Source organism: Salinarimonas chemoclinalis (assembly GCF_041514305.1).
GTDB lineage: Bacteria > Pseudomonadota > Alphaproteobacteria > Rhizobiales > Beijerinckiaceae > Salinarimonas > Salinarimonas chemoclinalis.
The window spans coordinates 46,586-64,197 of the sequence record NZ_JBGMWH010000009.1 but is presented as its reverse complement, the minus strand read 5'-3'; the positions used below and the strand labels follow the sequence as shown (position 1 = coordinate 64,197).

The window sequence follows — 17,612 nt, the reverse complement described above, 5'->3', positions numbered from 1 at the left end:
GGGCTGCGGAGAGGTCCGGGGCACGCAAACGCCCCCTGGTCCTTCTCTGTAGGGGAAGGTGGCTCGGCGAAGCCGAGACGGATGGGGCGCGCGGAACGCGCGTTCGGCGGAGCCGAAAGGCCGGACCAATGCCGGACGCGGAGGTTTCCGCTTCGCGGAACGCGTCGCTCGCGCGCCGCGCCCCATCCGTCTCGCCGGCTGCGCCGTCGATCCACCTTCCCCTGCAGGGAAGGAGAAGGCCTGCACCAGACGTCCGGCAAGACCGGCTTCGACACGTGCCCGAGGCATGAGCATCGTCGCGCGAGCGGTGCGAGACGGCGGTAGGCGCGGGGGCGCATGCCCCCGGTCCTCACTCCTGGAGCATGCGCTTGAGGAGCTCGACCTCCTCGCCGAGCGTGGTATCCTCGCCGATGCACTTCTCGATCTTGCGCACGGCGTGCAGCACCGTCGTGTGGTCGCGGCCGCCGAACCGCCGGCCGATCTCGGGCAGCGAGCGCAGAGTCAGGGTCTTGGAGAGGTACATGGCGATCTGGCGCGGGCGGACCACCGCGGCGGTGCGGCGCTCGGAGAGGATGTCGGAGCGCGAGACGTTGTAGCGCGAGGCGACGAGCTTCTGGATCTCCTCGATCTTCACGCGCTTGGGCTCGCGGTTCCTGACGAGATCGCGGATCGCGGTCTCGGCGGTCTCGAGTGTCACCGCCGCGCCGGTGAGCGTGGCGTGGGCGAGGAGGCGGTTCACGGCGCCTTCGAGGTCGCGGCCGTTGGTGGTGATCTGGCGGGCGACCCAGGCGATCACGTCGGGCGCGACGTCGAAGCCGGGATGCGCCTGGCGCACGGCGGCGATGCGCGCGCCGAGGATCGCGTGGCGCAGATCCTCGTCGAGGTTGCCGACCTCGACCACCAGGCCGCCGGCGAGCCGCGAGCGGGCGCGCTCGTCGAGGCTCTCGAGGTCTCCCGGCGGGCGGTCCGCGGCGATGACGACCTGGCGGCCGGCGTCGATCAGGGCGTTCAACGTATGGCCGAACTCCTGCTGGATGGTGCGGCCCTGGATGAACTGCACGTCGTCGATGATCAAGAGGTCGATGCCGCGCAGCTTCTCCTTGAAGGCGAGCGAGGTCTGCGCCTTCAGGGCCGAAACGAAGCCGTACATGAAGCGGTCGGCGGTGAGGTAGATCACCCGCTTGCCGTGGGCGCGCGCGCCGTGGCCGACGGCGTGGAGCAGGTGCGTCTTGCCGAGGCCGACGCCGGCGTGGAGGTAGAGCGGATTGTAGAGCGCGGGGCCGTCGTGGCGGGCGACGCGGTCGCCGGCGGCGTGCGCGAGCGCGTTCGAGCGGCCGACGACGAAGCTCTCGAAGGACAGGCGCGGGTCGAGCGGTGCGCCGGCGATGTCGCCGTCGGCCGGGCCGATCGAGGCCTGTGGCGCGGGTGCCGCGGCGGGTGTTGCGGCGGCGGGCGCCTCGCGGCGTGGCGCGGCGTCCGAGCGGGTCGCCGGGGTAGGCTCCATGCGCCGCGGGCCGTCGCGGGAGGTCGTGCCGCGCACGGCGAGCGCGATGCGCTCCACCGCGGGCTCCTCGGCGCGATAGATGTCGAGGACGCGGTCGAGGTAGTGGGCCTCGATCCAGCTCTTGAGGAAGCGGGTGGGAACCGTGAGGCGGGCGCAGCCGTCGGCGAGCGTCTCGAGCTCCAGGCGGGCGAACCAGGAGGTGAAGACGTCCTCGCCGAGTTCCGCGCGCAGGCGCCGGCGCACGCGAGCCCAGGCCTCCCCGGTCCTGGCGTCGGTCCCGGCCGGCGCTGCGACCGGAGCCGCGCCGGGCGCGTCCGACCCAGGCTCGCCCGCGGCGCAGCTCATGCGCGCACCGGGCTCCGCCCCGATCGCCGCCGCGAGTGCCTTCGCGCGCTCCTCGCCCCCATGGAACATCTCAGCCCTCCTCTTCCGCGCCTCGGGCACGTCGACCGCCGCCGCAAGCCGACACCGCCCGTCCCGTCCAGTAATTGCCGTATCGCGCGACGAAATACCGCCGCGCTGCCCCGAAACGATCCGAGGCACCGAAAGTCTTCGTGATGTTTGGTATGTCGAGGTCGTGCTACAGGGCGTCGTGCGTGGTCTGGGCGAGCGTCATCATCAGGCGCTTTTGCATATCTTTGCCGACGATAGACACCGCGTGACCCCCCGCTCCTGAGGTTGGACCTTGGATTTCTGAAGAGTTACTTCGAGGAGCCCCCGAAGTCCTGAGACCTTACACAGGCCCCCCGGGGGGCGCAACAGAAAGGAGTCGCCTCGTGCGACGCGGGGGGGCGTGCGGGCCTCGGTGGACCCGTCTGAGGGCCGATAAGTCGCTGTCGCTCTTAACCTTTTGTTGAGGATGCCGGCCCCTGCGGCCGTGATTCGGGGCGCGTCGCCTGCATTGTATCGCGACCTCGTTTCCGCCTCCGGGTCGCCACGATTCCGGGGCCTCCCGTGCTTTGCCCCCTAAGATACTGACGGCTAAAGCGTTTGTCTGCGCGCTCGAGTGCCGGCAGTCGAAGGTTTCCACCCGGAATTCGCGCACCGGAGTCAAGCAGAACGTTAGAAGAACCGCTTTCAACTCCGCATTCGACCGCATGCCGTGCCCGAACGTCTTCTGTCGCCCATCAAGTCTCGCTAAGTCGTCGCAAAATAGCCGCGACCACGCGACGAACGACGAAGCCCGGCACGAGGCCGGGCTTTCGGGCAGTCCATCGAAGGTCGGGGGAGTCGACGCTCGCGCGTCGGCGGCGCTTGCGGATCAGGCGCTCGCGCCGGCCTCCAGAGCCTTCACGCGCTTGGCGAGGCGCGAGACCTTGCGGGAGGCGGTGTTCTTGTGCGTGACGCCCTTCTGGGCGGAGCGCATGATGATCGGCTCCGCGACGGCGAACGCGCTGCGCGCACCGGCGGCGTCACCGGAGCCGAGGGCCTCCTCGACCTTGCGGATGAAGGTGCGCATGCGCGAGCGACGCATGCGATTGACCGCCGTGCGACGGGCGATCTTGCGCGTCATCTTCTTGGCCGAGGGCGTATTGGCCATGGCTTGTAGAACCCCGTTCGGATGCGCCGATCGGCGAGGCCGTGGAGGCCCGCGCAGCAGGGATCGGCTGATGTCTCAGGAACCCATGGGCGACCCGCCGCGGAACCGGCGCGCGCCCGTGAAGCCGGGTGTATAGTCGCGCACGGCTCCCGCGTCAACGCCCCATCGATGCGCCGCGCAGGCGGAGGGGACGGCGTCGGGGCCGCCGGGGCGCGGCCCCTCCGGAGAGTGGGTCGAGTCATTATATATGGCGACGGCGGGCAGCGGCGAGATCGTCCGAGATCGTCCGAGATCGTCCGAGATCGTCGTTGAAATCCGGGGCTCGGAGGCGCATCTTGGGGGCGTCGGCAATTCCTGCCGTCGCGAACGCAGAGAGGACATGACGCTGGCTCAAGTGTCTCCGCGCGAAGCGGAAACCGCGCCGCTTCCCGCCCGTCCCGAGGTTTCCGCCTCGGCCGACGGGGAAATCCTGTCCGTGGCCCGCACGTGTCTCGACGACATGAAGGCCGAGGAGGTCGTCGAGATCGATCTCGTCGGCAAGACGTCGGTGGCCGACACGATGCTGGTGGCCACGGGTCGCTCGGATCGCCACGTGAACGCGATCGCCGACCGCATCATCCAGACGCTCAAGGACAACGGTCTCGGCACCCCGCGTGTCGAGGGCATGCCCGCGTGCGACTGGGTGCTGATCGACGCCGGCGACGTCATCGTGCACGTGTTCCGCCCCGAGGTCCGCTCCTTCTACAATCTCGAGAAGATGTGGGGCGCGGACCGGCCGGCCGAGCGCGTCGACGGCTGAGCGCGGGTGCGGCTCGGGCTCGTCGCGATCGGCCGGCTGAAGGCCGGCCCCGAGCGCGCGCTCGCCGATCGCTACGTCGAGCGCGCCCGCGCGCTCGCCCGCCCGCTCGGGCTGTCGGGACCCGAGGTCGCCGAGCTGCCCGAGTCGCGCGCCCGGCGCGACGCCGATCGCCGCGCCGAGGAGGCCGGGGCGCTCGCCGCGCGGTTGCCCGACGGCGTGCTCGTCGTCCTCGACGAGCGCGGCCGCGCGCTCGACAGCCCGGGTTTCGCCGACCGCCTCGGCGGCTGGCGCGACGCGGGACGCCCCGCCGCGAGCTTCGTCGTCGGCGGTCCCGACGGGCTCGACGAGGCGATCCGCGCGCGCGCAGACCTCGTGCTCTCGTTCGGGGCCCTGACCATTCCCCACCAGATCGTGCGTGGCCTCGTCGCCGAGCAGATCTACCGGGCGCTCACCATCCTCTCCTGCCATCCGTATCACCGCGGGGGCGAACGATGACCACGCGCCGCCCGCCCCGACGTCCCGGCGCGCTCGCGCTCGTCCTCGTGCTCGCCCTCGTGCTCCCTCTCGCCTTCGCCCCCGGCGCGGGGGGGGCCCGCGCGCAGGCTCCGGAGGCGACGCCGGAGACGCCCTCCGTCGATCCCGGCACGCTCGAGACGCGTGCGGAGGAAACACGGGCGGAGCGCGACGCGCGCGCGGCCGAGCTCGAGGCGCTGCGTTCGGCGCTCGACGGCGCCGCCTCGCAGCGTCTCGCCCTCGAAGAGGAGATCGCCAGGCTCGGTGAGGACCGCGCGCGCCTCGCCCAGGCGCTGATCGACACGACGGCGCGCATCCGCGGGCTGGAGGGCCGGGCCGGCGAGCTGGAGGAGCGGCTCTCCGTCCTGCTCGGCTCGGAGGCGGCGATCCGCCGCTCGCTGGAGAGCCGGCGCGACGTCGTCGTCGAGGTGCTCGCCGCGCTCCAGCGCATGGGGCGCCGCCCGCCGCCCGCGGTCCTGGTGCGGCCCGAGGACATCCTCGCCGCGGTGCGCACCTCGATGCTGCTCGGCTCGGTCGTGCCCGAGCTGCGCGCGGAGACGGAGGCGCTCGCCGCCGACCTCGCCGAACTCGTGCGCCTGCGCGAGGCGATCGCCACCGACCGCGCGACGCTCGCCGCCGAGCTCGAGGCGCTCGCCGCCGAACGCACGCGGCTGACCGCGCTCGTCGACGCCCGCCAGGCGCGGCTCGCCGCCGCGCGCCAGGACGCCGCGGCCGAGCGCGCCCGCGCCGCGGGTCTCGCCGAGCGGGCGGCCACTCTCGAAGAGTTGATCGCCGGCATGGAGCGCGAGATCGCCGCGGCCCGCGAGGCCGCGGCGTCGGCGCGGGCGGCGAGCGAGGCGCGGGTCGCGCGCACCCGCGCCCGCTTCGAGGAGGCCGCCTTCCGCGATCCCGCCCGGCTCGCGCCGGCGCTGCCCTTCGACGAGGCCCGCGGCCTGCTGCCGAGGCCGGTGGCGGGGGAGACGCTGCGCGCATTCGGCGCACCCGACGGCTATGGCGGACGCACCCGGGGAATCTCAGTTTCGACACGTCCGGGTGAGATCGTCAGCGCGCCCGCGGACGGGTGGGTGGCCTTCGCGGGGCCGTTTCGCTCGTTCGAGCGTCTCTTGATCATCAACGCGGGCGAGGGCTACTATCTCTTGCTCGCGGGCATGGAGACGATCACGGTGGAGGTCGGGCAGTTCGTGCTGGCGGGCGAGCCGATCGGGACGATGGGCGCGACGTCCGCGCTCTCGCCGGCCGCCGGTGTGGTGGAGACGACGGACCCGGTTCTGTACGTCGAGTTCAAGAAGGACGGCGGGTCGATCGATCCGTCTCCCTGGTGGCAGGCAACCGAAGGCGAAGAGGTTCGCGGATAATGCGCAAGCTTTCACTTCTGATGATCGGCGCGGCGATGGGCGCCGGCGCGGCGACCGTGGTCTCGCAGCCGCAGCTGCTCCCGGGCTCGAGCGCGATCGCGGCCTCCGCGGAGACCTATCGCCAGCTCAGCCTGTTCGGCGACGTCTTCGAGAAGGTCCGCACCGACTACGTGGAGGCGCCCGAGGACGCCGCGCTCGTCGAGGCGGCCATCAACGGGATGCTCACCTCGCTCGACCCGCATTCGAGCTATCTCGACCCCAAGAGCTTCCGCGACATGCAGGTGCAGACCCGCGGCGAGTTCGGCGGGCTCGGCATCGAGGTCACGATGGAGGACGGGCTCGTCAAGGTGGTGAGCCCCATCGAGGACACGCCGGCCGCCAAGGCGGGCGTGCTCGCCAACGACCTGATCACGCACATCGACGGCGAGGAGGTCCAGGGCCTCACGCTCAACCAGGCCGTGGACCGCATGCGCGGCCCGGTCAACTCGGCGGTGGAGCTGCGCATCCGGCGCGGCAGCGGCGCCCAGCCGATCGAGGTCTCGATCACCCGCGACGTGATTCGCGTCCGCCCGGTACGCTGGCGCGTCGAGGACGACGTCGGCTACGTGCGCATCACCCAGTTCAACGAGCAGACCTCGCCGAACCTCGAGCGCGCCATCGCCGAGCTGACCGACGAGATCGGCGAGGAGCGACTGAGGGGCTTCGTGCTCGACCTGCGCAACAATCCCGGCGGCCTGCTCGACCAGGCGATCAACGTGTCGGACGCCTTCCTCGACGGCGGCGAGATCGTCTCGACGCGCGGCCGCAACGCGTCGGAGACGCAGCGCTTCAACGCCCGCTCCGGCGACCTGACGGACGGCAAGCCCGTCGTGGTGCTCATCAACGGCGGCTCGGCCTCGGCCTCGGAGATCGTCGCCGGCGCGCTCCAGGACCTCCAACGCGCGACGGTGATCGGTACGCGGTCCTTCGGCAAGGGGTCGGTCCAGACGATCATCCCGCTCGGCGGCTCGGGCGCCCTGCGCCTGACGACGGCGCGCTACTACACGCCGAGCGGCACCTCGATCCAGGCCCGCGGCATCGAGCCGAACATCATCGTCCTGCCCGACGTGCCCGAGGAACTCCGGGGCCGCGACGCGGTCGAGGGCGAGGCCGGCCTGCGCGGCCATCTCGCCAACGAGGACGAGGAGCGCAGCGCGTCCTCCGCCTACGTGCCGCCGGATCCGGCCGACGACGTGCAGATCGCCGCCGCCCTCGCGCTCCTGCGCGGTGAGCGGGTCGATTCCGCCGCGCGGCCCGCGCCCCCGGCCGAGACGGTCCCGAACTGAGATCGGGCCTCGCGGCACGCGATCCGCCACTCGACGGCCCGCCTCCGATGCTCGACATTGGAGGCGGGCCGTCGCGATTCGGGCGGGCGGCATCTCGAGACGGGCATTCCGAGACGGATGTCTCGAGACGAGGATCGGAGACGGGGTACGTGTCCAGCGCGTCCGACGACCTGACGACACCGCTCGGCACCGAGCGCAAGGAGCGCGGGCGGTCCCTGCTCGCGCGCCTGCCGCTCGGGCGCGTCGCGTCGGGCGCGGCCATGGTGCTCGCGGCGTTGATCGGCGGCTATCTCGCGCTGGTGAACGACCCCGGCGGCGGAGACCCGCAGGTCGTCGTCGACATCCGCGACGGCCCGCCTCCGGCCACGCCCCTGCCGGGCGGTCCGGCCGCCGGTGGCGCGCCACAGAGCGGTCTCGCCCTCATCCAGGACATGCCGCCCCCCGGTTCCGGCGCGGGAACGACCGCGGCCGAGCTGGAGCGGGCGTCCGGCGTCTCCGTGACGCGGCCCGGTGGCGCGACGGAGCCCGGCGCGCTGATCATCCAGGTGCCGCCGGGGGAGGGGACCCCGCCCACCCCCTCCGGCGCCGCGCCGTCCGGCGGGCTCGCGCCCGCGCCGGACCCGCGCCTCGTCGAGCGCACCCGCTACGGTCTCCTGCCGCGGGTCGGGGAGGACGGGTCGACGCCCGCGCGGGTCTACGCCCGCCCGCCGACGCCGATGAGCCTCTCCGAGAGCGCCCGCGTCGCCATCCTGGTCACGGGGCTCGGCATCAGCCAGTCCGGCACGACCCGCGCCGTCGATCGCCTGCCGCCCGACGTGAGCCTCGCCTTCGCGCCCTACGGCGGCGATCTCGACCGCCACGTCTCGCGTGCCCGGGAGAACGGGCACGAGGTCTTCCTCCAGGTGCCGATGGAGCCCTTCGACTATCCCCGCAGCGACCCCGGCCCGCACACGCTCACGACCGAGGCGTCCGTCGAGGACAACCGCGATCGGCTGCACTGGGTGATGGGGCGGTTCACCGGCTATGTCGGAGTCGTCAACTTCATGGGCGCGAAGCTCACCGGCGACGCGGCGAGTCTCCAGCCGATCGTCGCCGAGATCGGCGGGCGCGGGCTCGCCTGGGTCGACGACGGCACGTCCTCGCGCAGCCGCGCGCCGGCGCTCGCCGCCGAGGCCGGCATGCCGCTGGCCGTCGGCGACGTGGTGCTCGACACGGTGCCCGATCCCGACCGCATCGACGCGGAGCTCGCCCGGCTCGAGCGGCTCGCCCGCGAGCGCGGCATCGCGGTCGCGACGGCGAGCGCCCTGCCGATGACGGTCGATCGCATCGCGGCCTGGGCCGCGCGGGCCGAGCAGCGCGGCGTGCGGCTCGTGCCGGTCTCCGCCGCGCTGGCGACGCCGGGTGGATGATCGATCGGAGGCCGAGATGACGAAGGACCTTCCGCCCTACCGCCCCTGCGTGGGCGTCGCGCTCTTCAATCGGGAGGGCCTCGTCTTCGTCGGCAAGCGTCTGCCCGATTCCGGCCCCGAGCACGTCGACGGTCCCTTCGTCTGGCAGATGCCCCAGGGCGGCATCGACCCGGGGGAGGACCCGCTCGCGGCGGCGCGGCGCGAGCTCCACGAGGAGACGAACGTCACCAGCGCGAGCCTGCTCGGCGAGGCGGCGGACTGGTACGCCTACGACCTCCCCGGCACGGTCGCCGCCCAGGCCTGGAAGGGCAAGTGGCGCGGCCAGACGCAGCGATGGTTCGCTTTCCGCTTCGAGGGCGACGAGAGCGAGATCGACATCGCCAGCCCCGCCGGCCACGAGCCCGAGTTCGAGGCTTGGCGCTGGGAGCGCCTGGAGCGCCTGCCGGAGTTGATCATACCCTTCAAGCGCTCGGTCTACGAGCGGGTCGTGGCGGATTTCGCGCGCTTCGCAGCGCCGTGAAGGGGCGTGCGAGGAGGGGCGTGCGAGGAGGGCGGGCGCTCCTGCGCGCGAGGGCAGCCCCCTCCGTGGACCGTGTCGGGCATGCATCGGGATGCGCGGCGACGAGCCGAACCGCGGGGTTCACGCCGGCGGCTACTCCGCCGCGACCTCCATCTCCCCCGCCTGCGCCAGCCATGCCGCCAGGTCGGCGCGCGCGCGGTCCGTCAGAGCCTTCTTGCGCGCGATCGCCTTCGCCGAGCCGCGCAGGCGCTTGCCGTCCTCGCCCTTGGGCAGAGCGCCCTCGAGCGGCGGGAAGAGGCCGAAATTGACGTTCATCGGCTGGAACGAGCGGGGCTTCGCCGGCTTCGGCAGCCCTCCCGTCGCCGATTCCTCCGCCCCCGATCCCTCCGCCCCCGATCCCTCCGCCCCCGATCCCTCCGCCGGCGCGTCTTCCTCCTCGGCGACGATGTGGCCGCCGGTGATGTGGGCGACGAGCGCGCCCATCGCGGTGGTGGGCGGCAGCAGCCGCAGGGGCCGCCCGAGCCGCTCGGCGGCGGCGAAGCGGCCCGCCATCAGGCCGACCGCCGCGCTCTCGACGTAGCCCTCGCATCCCGTGATCTGGCCGGCGAAGCGCAGTCGCGGCGCGGCCTTCAGGCGCAGCGTCCCGTCGAGCAGGCGGGGTGAGTCGAGGTAGGTGTTGCGATGCAGCCCGCCGAGCCGGGCGAACTCGGCGTTCTCGAGCCCCGGGATCATGCGCAGGATCGCGGCCTGCGCGCCGTACTTCAGCTTCGTCTGGAAGCCCACCATGTTGAACAGCGTGCCGAGCGCGTTGTCCTGGCGCAGCTGCACCACCGCCCAAGGCTTCTCGTCCGGCCTGTGCGGGTTGGTGAGCCCGACGGGCTTCATCGGCCCGTGCCTGAGCGTCTCGCGGCCGCGCTCGGCCATGACCTCGATCGGCAGGCAGCCGTCGAAGTAGGGGGTGTTCGCCTCCCACTCCTTGAAGGAGGTCTTCTCGCCGGCCAGCAGCGCATCGACGAAGGCCTCGTACTCGTCCCGGTTCATCGGGCAGTTGAGGTAGTCGGCCCCGGTGCCGCCCGGCCCGGGCTTGTCGTAGCGCGACTGGAACCACGCCACCGACATGTCCACGCTCTCGCGGTAGACGATGGGGGCGATGGCGTCGAAGAAGGCGAGCGCGTCGGCGCCGGTGAGGCCGCGGATCGCCTCGGCCATCGCGGGGGAGGTGAGGGGACCGGTCGCCACGACGACCGAGTCCCAGTCCTCCGGCGGGAGCCCGGCGACCTCGGCGCGGTCGACCGTGACCAGCGGATGCGCCTCGAGCGCCGCCGTTACCGCCTCGGAGAAGCCGTCGCGGTCGACGGCGAGCGCGCCGCCGGCGGGCACCTGGTGCCGGTCGCCGGTGTGCATGATCAGCGAATCGAGCCGGCGCATCTCCTGGTGCAGCAGGCCGACCGCGTTCGCCTCCGCATCGTCCGACCGGAAGGAGTTCGAGCACACGAGCTCGGCGAGACCGTGCGTCTTGTGCGCCTCGGTCGTCCGCACGGGACGCATTTCGTGGAGCACGACGGGCACGCCGGCGCGGGCGATCTGCCAGGCGGCCTCGGAACCGGCGAGGCCCCCGCCGACGACGTGGACGGGCTCGATCTGCGAGGTGTTCGACATCCGGGACAGATGCGCGAGCACCGCTCCGGCGTCAAGGCCGCACGGGGTCGCGCTCCGGCTTCAGGACCGGCGCGCCTGGCGGGCGGCCTCGTCCGCCGCCCCGCCGGCGGCGCGGCGCACAAGCGTCGTCAGGTCCTCGGCGAAGCGCCGCGCCGCCTCGGGCGAGAGGTCGAGTTCGTCCTCGGCGAAGGCGCGCGCGGCGTCTTCCGGGCTCGGGTGGAGCGCGGTGACGCCCGGCCGTTCCAGATACGACAGGAACGCGCCGCCGACCTCGACGCCCTGCTCGAGCGCCCAGCGCCCGCCGGGCTCCACGGCGGCCGCGCCGAAGGTCTCGCCCATGAACAGGCGATTGGCGGCCAGGAAGGTGCGGGTGTCGCGGAAGGCCGCGTCGAGCGCGCAGGCGTCCTCGCGCGGCGGCGGGGGCGAGGGCAGCCGGAACGCGGTGCCCGCATCGGCGCAGGACCGGGGTGGCGGCTCGCAGCCGCGGGTTTCCACGCGCACGGTCATGGCGGCCTCCGTCGCTTCGGACCGCCGATAGGATAGCATCGAAATTCTATTACGTCAGCAGATAAAACATACGTTCGAATGATGTATCAGGCGAGAAACAAGAACGCCGGCGCGGGAGGTTCCCGGCCGGCGTTCGCAGCGGCGCAGCGATGCGTCGCGTGTCATGCATGAGCGTAGCGGCGGGCGACGTGGTCGATGTCGCCGCGGGAGAGGCCGACGTCGTTGAGCTCGCGGTCGGAGAGGCGCTCGAGCTCGCGCACGGTGCGGCGGTAGCGCTGGTAGGCGCGGATGCGGGAGAGGACCCAGGTGAGGAACATCGGTGGAGACTCCAAGGGAACGTCCGGGGGACGCGCAGGGGGACGAACGAAGGACCGGCCGCGCGGCTCCGCATCGGTGCGGCGCCGTCGCGTCCTGTCTTGTGCACTGCAATATATGGAGTTCGCCCACGGGCGTTAGAGGCGAAAGTCGAAATCAGGCATGCGTCCCGCGCATGATGCTGCCGAGAATCGGTCACAAATCCTTTACGGATGCGCTGAGCGGGACGCTTCGGCACGAAGAGTTGCCCGAATTCCGCCATGCACGTTAATCGGGCAGCAAGCCTGGCCGCAGCGCCTCAGCCGCCGCGCTTGGGCGCGTAGGGCGGTCGCGGGATCGCCATGTGCGCCGCCCGCAGCGCCGCCGACCAGCGCTCGCGCAGGTCGTGGAAATAGGGCTCGCCCGCCTCGATGCGCCGGTTCACCTCCGGTGCGAGCGCATCGCGGCGCAGCACCAGCACGTCGATGGGCAGGCCCACGCCGATGTTCGAGCGCATGGTGGAGTCCATCGAGATCAGGCCGATCTTGAGGGCGTCGTAGAGGTCCCCGTCGAAGCGCACGGCACGGTCGAGGATCGGCTTGCCGTACTTGTGCTCGCCGATCTGCAGGAAGGGCGCGTCCTGCCCGCATTCGATGAAGTTGCCCGCGGCGTAGATCATGTAGAGCCGCATCGGCCCGCCGCGGATCTGGCCGCCGAACAGGAACGACACGTCGAAGGTCACGCCCGCCTCCGCCAGCGCCGGCCCGTGGACGGCGCGCACTTCGCGAATCGCGCGCCCGACGAGCTCCGCCGCCTTGAACAGGCTCGGCTGGTCCTCGAGCCGCGCCACGGCGCCGGTCTCGGGGTCCTCCACGCCCTCCTCGAGCAGGCTCACCACCGTCTGCGAGACCGAGAGGTTGCCAGCGCTCGCGAGCGCCAGCACGCGGTCTCCCGGGCGCTCGACGACGGTGAGCTTGCGGAAGGTCGAGACGTTGTCGAGGCCCGCGTTCGTGCGGGTGTCGGCGATCATCACGAGCCCCTGCTCGACGAGCAGGCCGACGCAATAGGTCATGTGCGGGGCGTCCGGTGGGAGGCGGCGGGGCCGCGGGATGCGTCAGGACTGGGTCTGCGAGCGTGATTGCACGGGCGCGGGCGCGCCGCCCGCCGCGTCCTGCACCGAGAGACGCACGGAGAGGCTCTCCGTGCCGCCGCCGTAGCGCGCGCCGCGCACCGGCGCGCAGCCGGGCGCGTCGAGGCCGATGGCGACGCGCACGTGGCTCGGCCCGGCGCAGTCGCCGAAGGACGGATCGAACGCCACCCAGCCGAGCCGTGGCGCGAGCGCCTCGGCCCAGGCATGGACGTGCCCGCCTTGGACCTGTGCGCCCTGGACCGGCGCGCTCCCGGCGCCCGCCTCGCCGTCGGCATCGTCCCCGCGGTGGAGATAGCCCGAGACGTTGCGGGCGGGAATGCCGAGGTGGCGGGCGCAGGCGACGAAGGCGTGGGCGAGGTCCTGCGCGACACCCCGCTCCGCGGCGAAGGCGTCGGCCGCGCCGATCGCCGCATCGGCGGGGCCGCGCTCCATCGTCATGCGCGCGGCGAGCGCGGTGTTGAGCGCGTGCAGCGCCGCGAGCGGATCGGTCCGCGCCGCCTCGCCGGCGACCTCCGCGGCGAAGGCGGCGAGGGCGTCGGAGGGAGCGGTCATCGGCGTCGTGCGCAGGAAGTAGAGGTCCGGCGCCCGCTCCACCGTGCCGCGTACCACGCCGTGGGTCTCGTCCGTCTCGACGATGCCGGTGACGCGGATCGTCAGCGCGTCGCCCGCGGTCTCGGCGGCGAAGCGGTGGACGACGTTGCCGAGCGCGTCCTCGCCCTGGCGCAGCGCGCCGTCGAGGGAGGGCTCGATGCGCCAGCGCACCACGTGCTGGCCCACGTGGGCGCGCGGGGTGAGCCGCAGGATCTGGATCAGCCCCCGCGCGGGCTCCTCGTAGGAATAGGTCGTCTCGTGCTCGATGCGAATGCGCATGGCGCGCCTCCCCGCGAACCGCCGGTCCCGCCCTCGCGCCTCAGGTGAGATACTGATCCGCGATGGCCGAGCCGAGCTTGTTGTTGTCGATGATGAACTCCGTCACCCATTGGTGCAGCCCCCGGCCGAACACCTCCTCGATGCGCATCGCCGACAGCCGCGCCGCGCAGTCGCTGGCTTGGCGCTGGGCGGGGCCGCGCCGGCCGTAGAGATCCGCCACGAGGTCGAGGTGGCGCACCAGGCTCTCGTAGCAGCAGGCGAGCGAGCGCGGCATCTGCTTGTTGAGGATCAGCAGGTCCGCGACGAGCCACGGCTTCACGCTCTCGCGATAGACCCAGTGATAGGCCGTGTGCGCCTGCACCTCGCGCAGGATCGTGGTCCACTGGAAATAGTCGAGCGAGCCACCGACGCGTTCCGTCGGCGGCAGCAGCACGTGGTATTTCACGTCGAGGATGCGCGCGGTGTTGTCCGCCCGCTCGATCGAGACGCCGAGTCGGGTGAAGTAGTAGGCGTCGTTGCGCAACATGGTGCGGTAGGCCGAGCCGTCGAAGTCGAGCGAGACGCTCTTCACCCATTCGAGGAAGCGGGCGAAGTCCTCCCGGCTCATGTCGGCGTTGCGGTACTTCTTCAGCTCGAGCCAGGCGCCGTTGATCGTCTCCCACATCTCGAGGGTGAGCGCGGTGCGCACCGCCCGCGCGTTGGTGCGCGCCCGCTCCAGGCAGGAGCGGATCGAGGAAGGGTTGTGCGGCGAGAAGGCCAGGAAGTCCCGCACCGTGTCCTCCGTCACGGCGCCGTAGTGCTCGCGGAAGATCTCCGCCGAGCCCGCGGCCTCGAGCGCGCTCTCCCATTCGTTGCGCTCGCCGTAGCTCGTCGGCAGCGCGGCGAGGCGCACGGTCGCATCGAGGATGCGCGCGATGAAGTCCGCACGCTCGGTGTAGCGGAAGAGCCAGAACAGGCTGTTGGCGGTGCGTGAGAGCATGGCCTCGTCCGTGGTGACGCGAAACGCGGGCGGGTGGCGGCTCGCGGCGATCAGCCGTCGAGCACCCAGGTGTCCTTGGTGCCGCCGCCCTGGCTGGAGTTCACGACGAGCGAGCCCTCCTTGAGCGCGACGCGGGTGAGCCCGCCGGGCACGACGCGCACCCCGTCCGCGCCCGAGAGCACGAAGGGGCGCAGGTCCACGTGCCGCGGCGCCACGCCCGAGGCGACGAAGGTCGGGCAGGTCGAGAGCGCGAGCGTCGGCTGGGCGATGAAGCCCGACGGATCGTGCCTGAGCTTGCGCCGGAAGGTCTCCAACTGCTCCTTCGTGGCGTGCGGCCCGACCAGCATGCCGTAGCCCCCCGAGCCGTTGACCTCCTTGACGACGAGCTCGGAGAGGTGGTCGAGCACGTATTTCAGCGACTCCTCCTCCCGGCAGCGCCAGGTCGGTACGTTCCCGAGGATGGGCTCCTCGTCGAGGAAGAAGCGGATGATCTCCGGCATGTAGGTGTAGACCGCCTTGTCGTCGGCGATGCCGGTTCCGACGGCGTTGGCCAGCGTGATGTTGCCTGCTTGATAGGCACCGAAGAGCCCCGGCACGCCCAGCACCGAATCCGGGCGGAAGGCGAGGGGGTCGAGGAAGTCGTCGTCGATGCGCCGGTAGAGCACGTCCACGCGCTTGGGACCCTCCGTGGTGCGCATGTAGACGCGATCCTCGCGCACCACGAGGTCGGAGGCCTCCACCAGCTCGACGCCGAGCTGGTCGGCGAGGAAGGAGTGCTCGTAATAGGCGGAATTGTACTGGCCCGGCGTGAGCAGCGCCACCGTCGGGTCCTTCTTGCCGGTGTTGGGCGCGACCGAGCGCAGGGTGGCCAGCAGCGCGTCGGGATAGTTCTCCACCGGCGCGACCCGGTGCTGGGCGAACAGCTCCGGGAAGAGGCGCATCATCACCTCCCGGTTCTCCAGCATGTAGGAGACGCCCGAGGGCGTGCGCGCATTGTCCTCGAGCACGTAGAACGTGTCTTCGTCGACCCGCACGAGGTCGATGCCGGCGATGTGGCAATAGATGCCGTGGGGCACCGCGACGCCCTGCATCTCCAGCCGGTAGTGCTCGTTGCGCAGGATCAGCTCGGGCGGCACGATGCCCGCGGCGAGCGCCGTCTGCGGCCCGTAGAGATCCGCCAGGAACAGGTTGAGCGCCTTCACGCGCTGGGTGAGCCCGGCCTCGACGCGCGCCCACTCGTCGCGCGTGATCACGCGCGGGATGATGTCGAACGGGATCAGCCGCTCCGTCGTCTCCGCGTCGCCGTAGACCGCGAAGGTGATGCCGATGCGCCGGAAGAACAGCTCCGCCTGGCTGCGGCGCGCGTCGAACACGTCCCGCGGCGTCGTGGCGAGCCAGCGCTTGAGCCGGCCGTAGGCCGCCCGGCACGCGTCGGGCCCCTGGCCCCCATCCATCTCGTCGAACGCCGCCATCCGCTCCCTCGTCGTTCACGCCGCCCGCGTTCGCCGCGGGTCGCAACCACGAGCGTAGAGGCAAGAGGCACGCCAGGGGAAGCCCCCTGCGAAGGGCGAATGCCCCGCCGGTCCCGTCGCGGCCGGCGCCGGGCGGGGCCCGCACGCGCTACAACGTGGCCACGCGGGCACCGAAGGGGCCTATGCGGCGGGCGAAAAATCGGTCACTCTCCGCTCTCCCCCGAGACCCGCACACGAACGAGACGAGACCAGAGTTCCGAGGGCGAGGGAAGGAAACCATGGCCGACACCACCAACGCCGATCACGCCGGGGCGCCGCGGACCGACGAGGGCGCCGAGACGGACGCGCGCCCGCGCGCCGAGCCGGTCGTGCGTACCATCACGCAGGACGACGTGCGCGCCGCGCTCGCCGAGGGGCTGAGCGACTTCCGCGCCGCGCCGCGCTTCGGGCTGTTCTTCGGGGCGGTCTACGCGCTCGCCGGCATCGCCCTCGTGCTGCTCACCGCCTATTCCGGCATGGGCTACCTCGCCTACCCGCTGGCGGCGGGCTTCGCCCTGATCGGGCCCTTCGTGGCGGTGGGGCTCTACGAGGTCTCGCGCCGGCGCGAGACCGGCGAGCCGCTCGCCTTCGGCCCGGTGCTCGGCGTCGTCTTCAGCCAGTCCAAGCGCGAGCTGGGCTGGATGGCCTTCGTGACCCTGTTCATCATGATCATCTGGATGTACCAGGTGCGCCTGCTGCTGGCGATCTTCCTGGGCTACCAGTCCTTCGCCACGCTGGGAGCGTTCCTCACGGTCGTGTTCACCACGCCCGAGGGGCTGATGTTCCTCGTCGTCGGCAACGTGGTCGGCGCCTTCCTCGCGGCGGCCCTGTTCTCGCTCACCGTCGTCTCCTTCCCGCTCCTGCTCGACCGGGACGTCGACTTCATCACGGCGATGATCACCTCCGTGAAGGCGGTGGTGACGAACCCCAAGCCCATGCTCGGCTGGGCGGCCTTCATCGTGGCGCTGCTGATTCTGGCGATCGTGCCGTTCTTCCTGGGCCTCCTGATCGTGCTCCCGGCGCTGGGGCACGCGACCTGGCGGCTGTACCGGCGCGTGGTGGAGCCCGTGGGGGAGGGGGCGGCAGGCTGATGCAGCCGCTGTCCTCCCGGGTCGCGACGCGGGTGCGGAGCGCCTCGGCGTCCGGCACGACACCCGCTCGGCGGCCCCCTCACCGCCCCTTCGAGAACTCCTCCCCGCGTACCTCGTGCGCCACGGCGTCGAGCACGGCGTTGACGAGCCCCGGCTCGTCCTCGCCGTAGAAGCCGTGGGCGACGTCGACGTACTCGGTGATGGCCACCCGCGCCGGCACGTCGCGCCGGAACATCAGCTCGTAGGCGCCGGCGCGCAGGATGGCGCGCAGGACAGCCTCGACGCGCTTCAGGGGCCACTTGGCGGCGAGTGCGGCGTCGACCTTCATGTCGACGGGGCGCTGCTCGCGCACCACGCCCTGGAGGATGTCGCGGAAGAAGTCGATGTCGGAGGGGGCCGCCTCGACGCCCTCGACCTCGCGGCCGATCCAGTAGGCCTCGAACTCGGCGAGCGCGTCGACCACACCCTTGCCGGCGACGTCCATCTGATAGAGCGCCTGCACCGCCGCGAGGCGGGCCGCGGCGCGGGCGGCGGCGCGGTTGGGCTTGGCATCTTTCGCCATGGC

At 72.0% G+C, this 17,612-nt stretch carries 17 protein-coding genes; 7 read left to right on the top strand and 10 right to left on the bottom strand.

The window, feature by feature from the left end; genetic code table 11:
• Positions 1-349 precede the first annotated feature (349 nt).
• Both dnaA and rpsT read right to left on the bottom strand, forming a co-directional pair.
• Positions 350-1,918: a chromosomal replication initiator protein DnaA gene (gene dnaA / locus AB9M23_RS14830; RefSeq protein WP_372425334.1), complete on the bottom strand. Its 1,569-nt coding sequence runs from the start codon at positions 1,916-1,918 to the stop codon at positions 350-352.
• Positions 1,919-2,765: 847 nt separating this feature from the next.
• The gene (gene rpsT, locus AB9M23_RS14825) at positions 2,766-3,044 is read right to left on the bottom strand and encodes a 30S ribosomal protein S20 (RefSeq protein ID WP_372425333.1); all 279 of its coding nucleotides are present in this window, start codon (positions 3,042-3,044) and stop codon (positions 2,766-2,768) included.
• Positions 3,045-3,423: 379 nt separating this feature from the next.
• Between rpsT and rsfS the strand changes: the two genes are divergently transcribed.
• The 6 genes from rsfS (at position 3,424) to AB9M23_RS14795 (ending at position 8,986) form a co-directional block, all read left to right on the top strand.
• Positions 3,424-3,843: a ribosome silencing factor gene (gene rsfS, locus AB9M23_RS14820; RefSeq protein WP_372425429.1), complete on the top strand. Its 420-nt coding sequence runs from the start codon at positions 3,424-3,426 to the stop codon at positions 3,841-3,843.
• Between the two features lie 6 nt (positions 3,844-3,849).
• Entirely contained in the window at positions 3,850-4,338 is a 489-nt protein-coding gene (gene rlmH / locus AB9M23_RS14815) for a 23S rRNA (pseudouridine(1915)-N(3))-methyltransferase RlmH (RefSeq protein WP_372425332.1), read from the top strand.
• Positions 4,335-5,732 (top strand): murein hydrolase activator EnvC family protein, encoded by a 1,398-nt coding sequence (locus AB9M23_RS14810; protein ID WP_372425331.1) that lies wholly within the window; start codon positions 4,335-4,337, stop codon positions 5,730-5,732. The genes rlmH and AB9M23_RS14810 overlap by 4 nt, the downstream gene beginning before the upstream one ends.
• A complete protein-coding gene (locus AB9M23_RS14805) occupies positions 5,732-7,057 on the top strand; it encodes a S41 family peptidase (protein ID WP_372425330.1) in 1,326 nt (441 codons plus the stop codon). The genes AB9M23_RS14810 and AB9M23_RS14805 overlap by 1 nt, the downstream gene beginning before the upstream one ends.
• Positions 7,058-7,206: 149 nt before the next feature.
• Positions 7,207-8,466 carry a divergent polysaccharide deacetylase family protein gene (locus tag AB9M23_RS14800; protein ID WP_372425329.1) on the top strand — a complete coding sequence of 420 codons (1,260 nt, stop codon included), beginning with the start codon at positions 7,207-7,209 and terminating at the stop codon, positions 8,464-8,466.
• 16 nt (positions 8,467-8,482) lie between these two features.
• The gene (locus tag AB9M23_RS14795) at positions 8,483-8,986 is read left to right on the top strand and encodes an RNA pyrophosphohydrolase (RefSeq protein WP_372425328.1); all 504 of its coding nucleotides are present in this window, start codon (positions 8,483-8,485) and stop codon (positions 8,984-8,986) included.
• A 132-nt stretch (positions 8,987-9,118) separates the two neighbouring features.
• Here the strand turns inward: AB9M23_RS14795 and trmFO are convergent, their stop codons facing one another.
• The 7 genes from trmFO to AB9M23_RS14760 all read right to left on the bottom strand — a co-directional run bounded on the left by trmFO (position 9,119) and on the right by AB9M23_RS14760 (position 15,917).
• On the bottom strand, positions 9,119-10,645 hold the full coding sequence (trmFO, locus tag AB9M23_RS14790) for a methylenetetrahydrofolate--tRNA-(uracil(54)-C(5))-methyltransferase (FADH(2)-oxidizing) TrmFO (protein ID WP_372425428.1): 1,527 nt from the start codon (positions 10,643-10,645) through the stop codon (positions 9,119-9,121).
• 60 nt (positions 10,646-10,705) lie between these two features.
• Entirely contained in the window at positions 10,706-11,152 is a 447-nt protein-coding gene (locus AB9M23_RS14785) for a hypothetical protein (protein WP_372425327.1), read from the bottom strand.
• Between the two features lie 161 nt (positions 11,153-11,313).
• On the bottom strand, positions 11,314-11,469 hold the full coding sequence (locus AB9M23_RS14780; protein WP_372425326.1) for a DUF1127 domain-containing protein: 156 nt from the start codon (positions 11,467-11,469) through the stop codon (positions 11,314-11,316).
• A 296-nt stretch (positions 11,470-11,765) separates the two neighbouring features.
• The gene (locus AB9M23_RS14775) at positions 11,766-12,518 is read right to left on the bottom strand and encodes a proteasome-type protease (RefSeq protein WP_372425325.1); all 753 of its coding nucleotides are present in this window, start codon (positions 12,516-12,518) and stop codon (positions 11,766-11,768) included.
• A 42-nt stretch (positions 12,519-12,560) separates the two neighbouring features.
• Positions 12,561-13,466, bottom strand: coding sequence for a transglutaminase family protein (locus tag AB9M23_RS14770; RefSeq protein WP_372425324.1), 906 nt, complete (start codon positions 13,464-13,466; stop codon positions 12,561-12,563).
• Positions 13,467-13,506: 40 nt separating this feature from the next.
• Entirely contained in the window at positions 13,507-14,445 is a 939-nt protein-coding gene (locus tag AB9M23_RS14765) for an alpha-E domain-containing protein (RefSeq protein WP_372425323.1), read from the bottom strand.
• A 50-nt stretch (positions 14,446-14,495) separates the two neighbouring features.
• Positions 14,496-15,917 (bottom strand): circularly permuted type 2 ATP-grasp protein, encoded by a 1,422-nt coding sequence (locus AB9M23_RS14760; RefSeq protein ID WP_372425322.1) that lies wholly within the window; start codon positions 15,915-15,917, stop codon positions 14,496-14,498.
• 278 nt (positions 15,918-16,195) lie between these two features.
• On the opposite strand from AB9M23_RS14760, the gene AB9M23_RS14755 reads away from it, so the two are divergent.
• Positions 16,196-17,047, top strand: a complete 852-nt coding sequence (locus AB9M23_RS14755; RefSeq protein ID WP_372425321.1) for a DUF2189 domain-containing protein — start codon at positions 16,196-16,198, stop codon at positions 17,045-17,047.
• 79 nt (positions 17,048-17,126) lie between these two features.
• Here AB9M23_RS14755 and nusB read toward each other — a convergent pair whose 3' ends face one another.
• On the bottom strand, positions 17,127-17,609 hold the full coding sequence (gene nusB / locus AB9M23_RS14750; RefSeq protein ID WP_372425320.1) for a transcription antitermination factor NusB: 483 nt from the start codon (positions 17,607-17,609) through the stop codon (positions 17,127-17,129).
• Positions 17,610-17,612 lie beyond the last annotated feature (3 nt).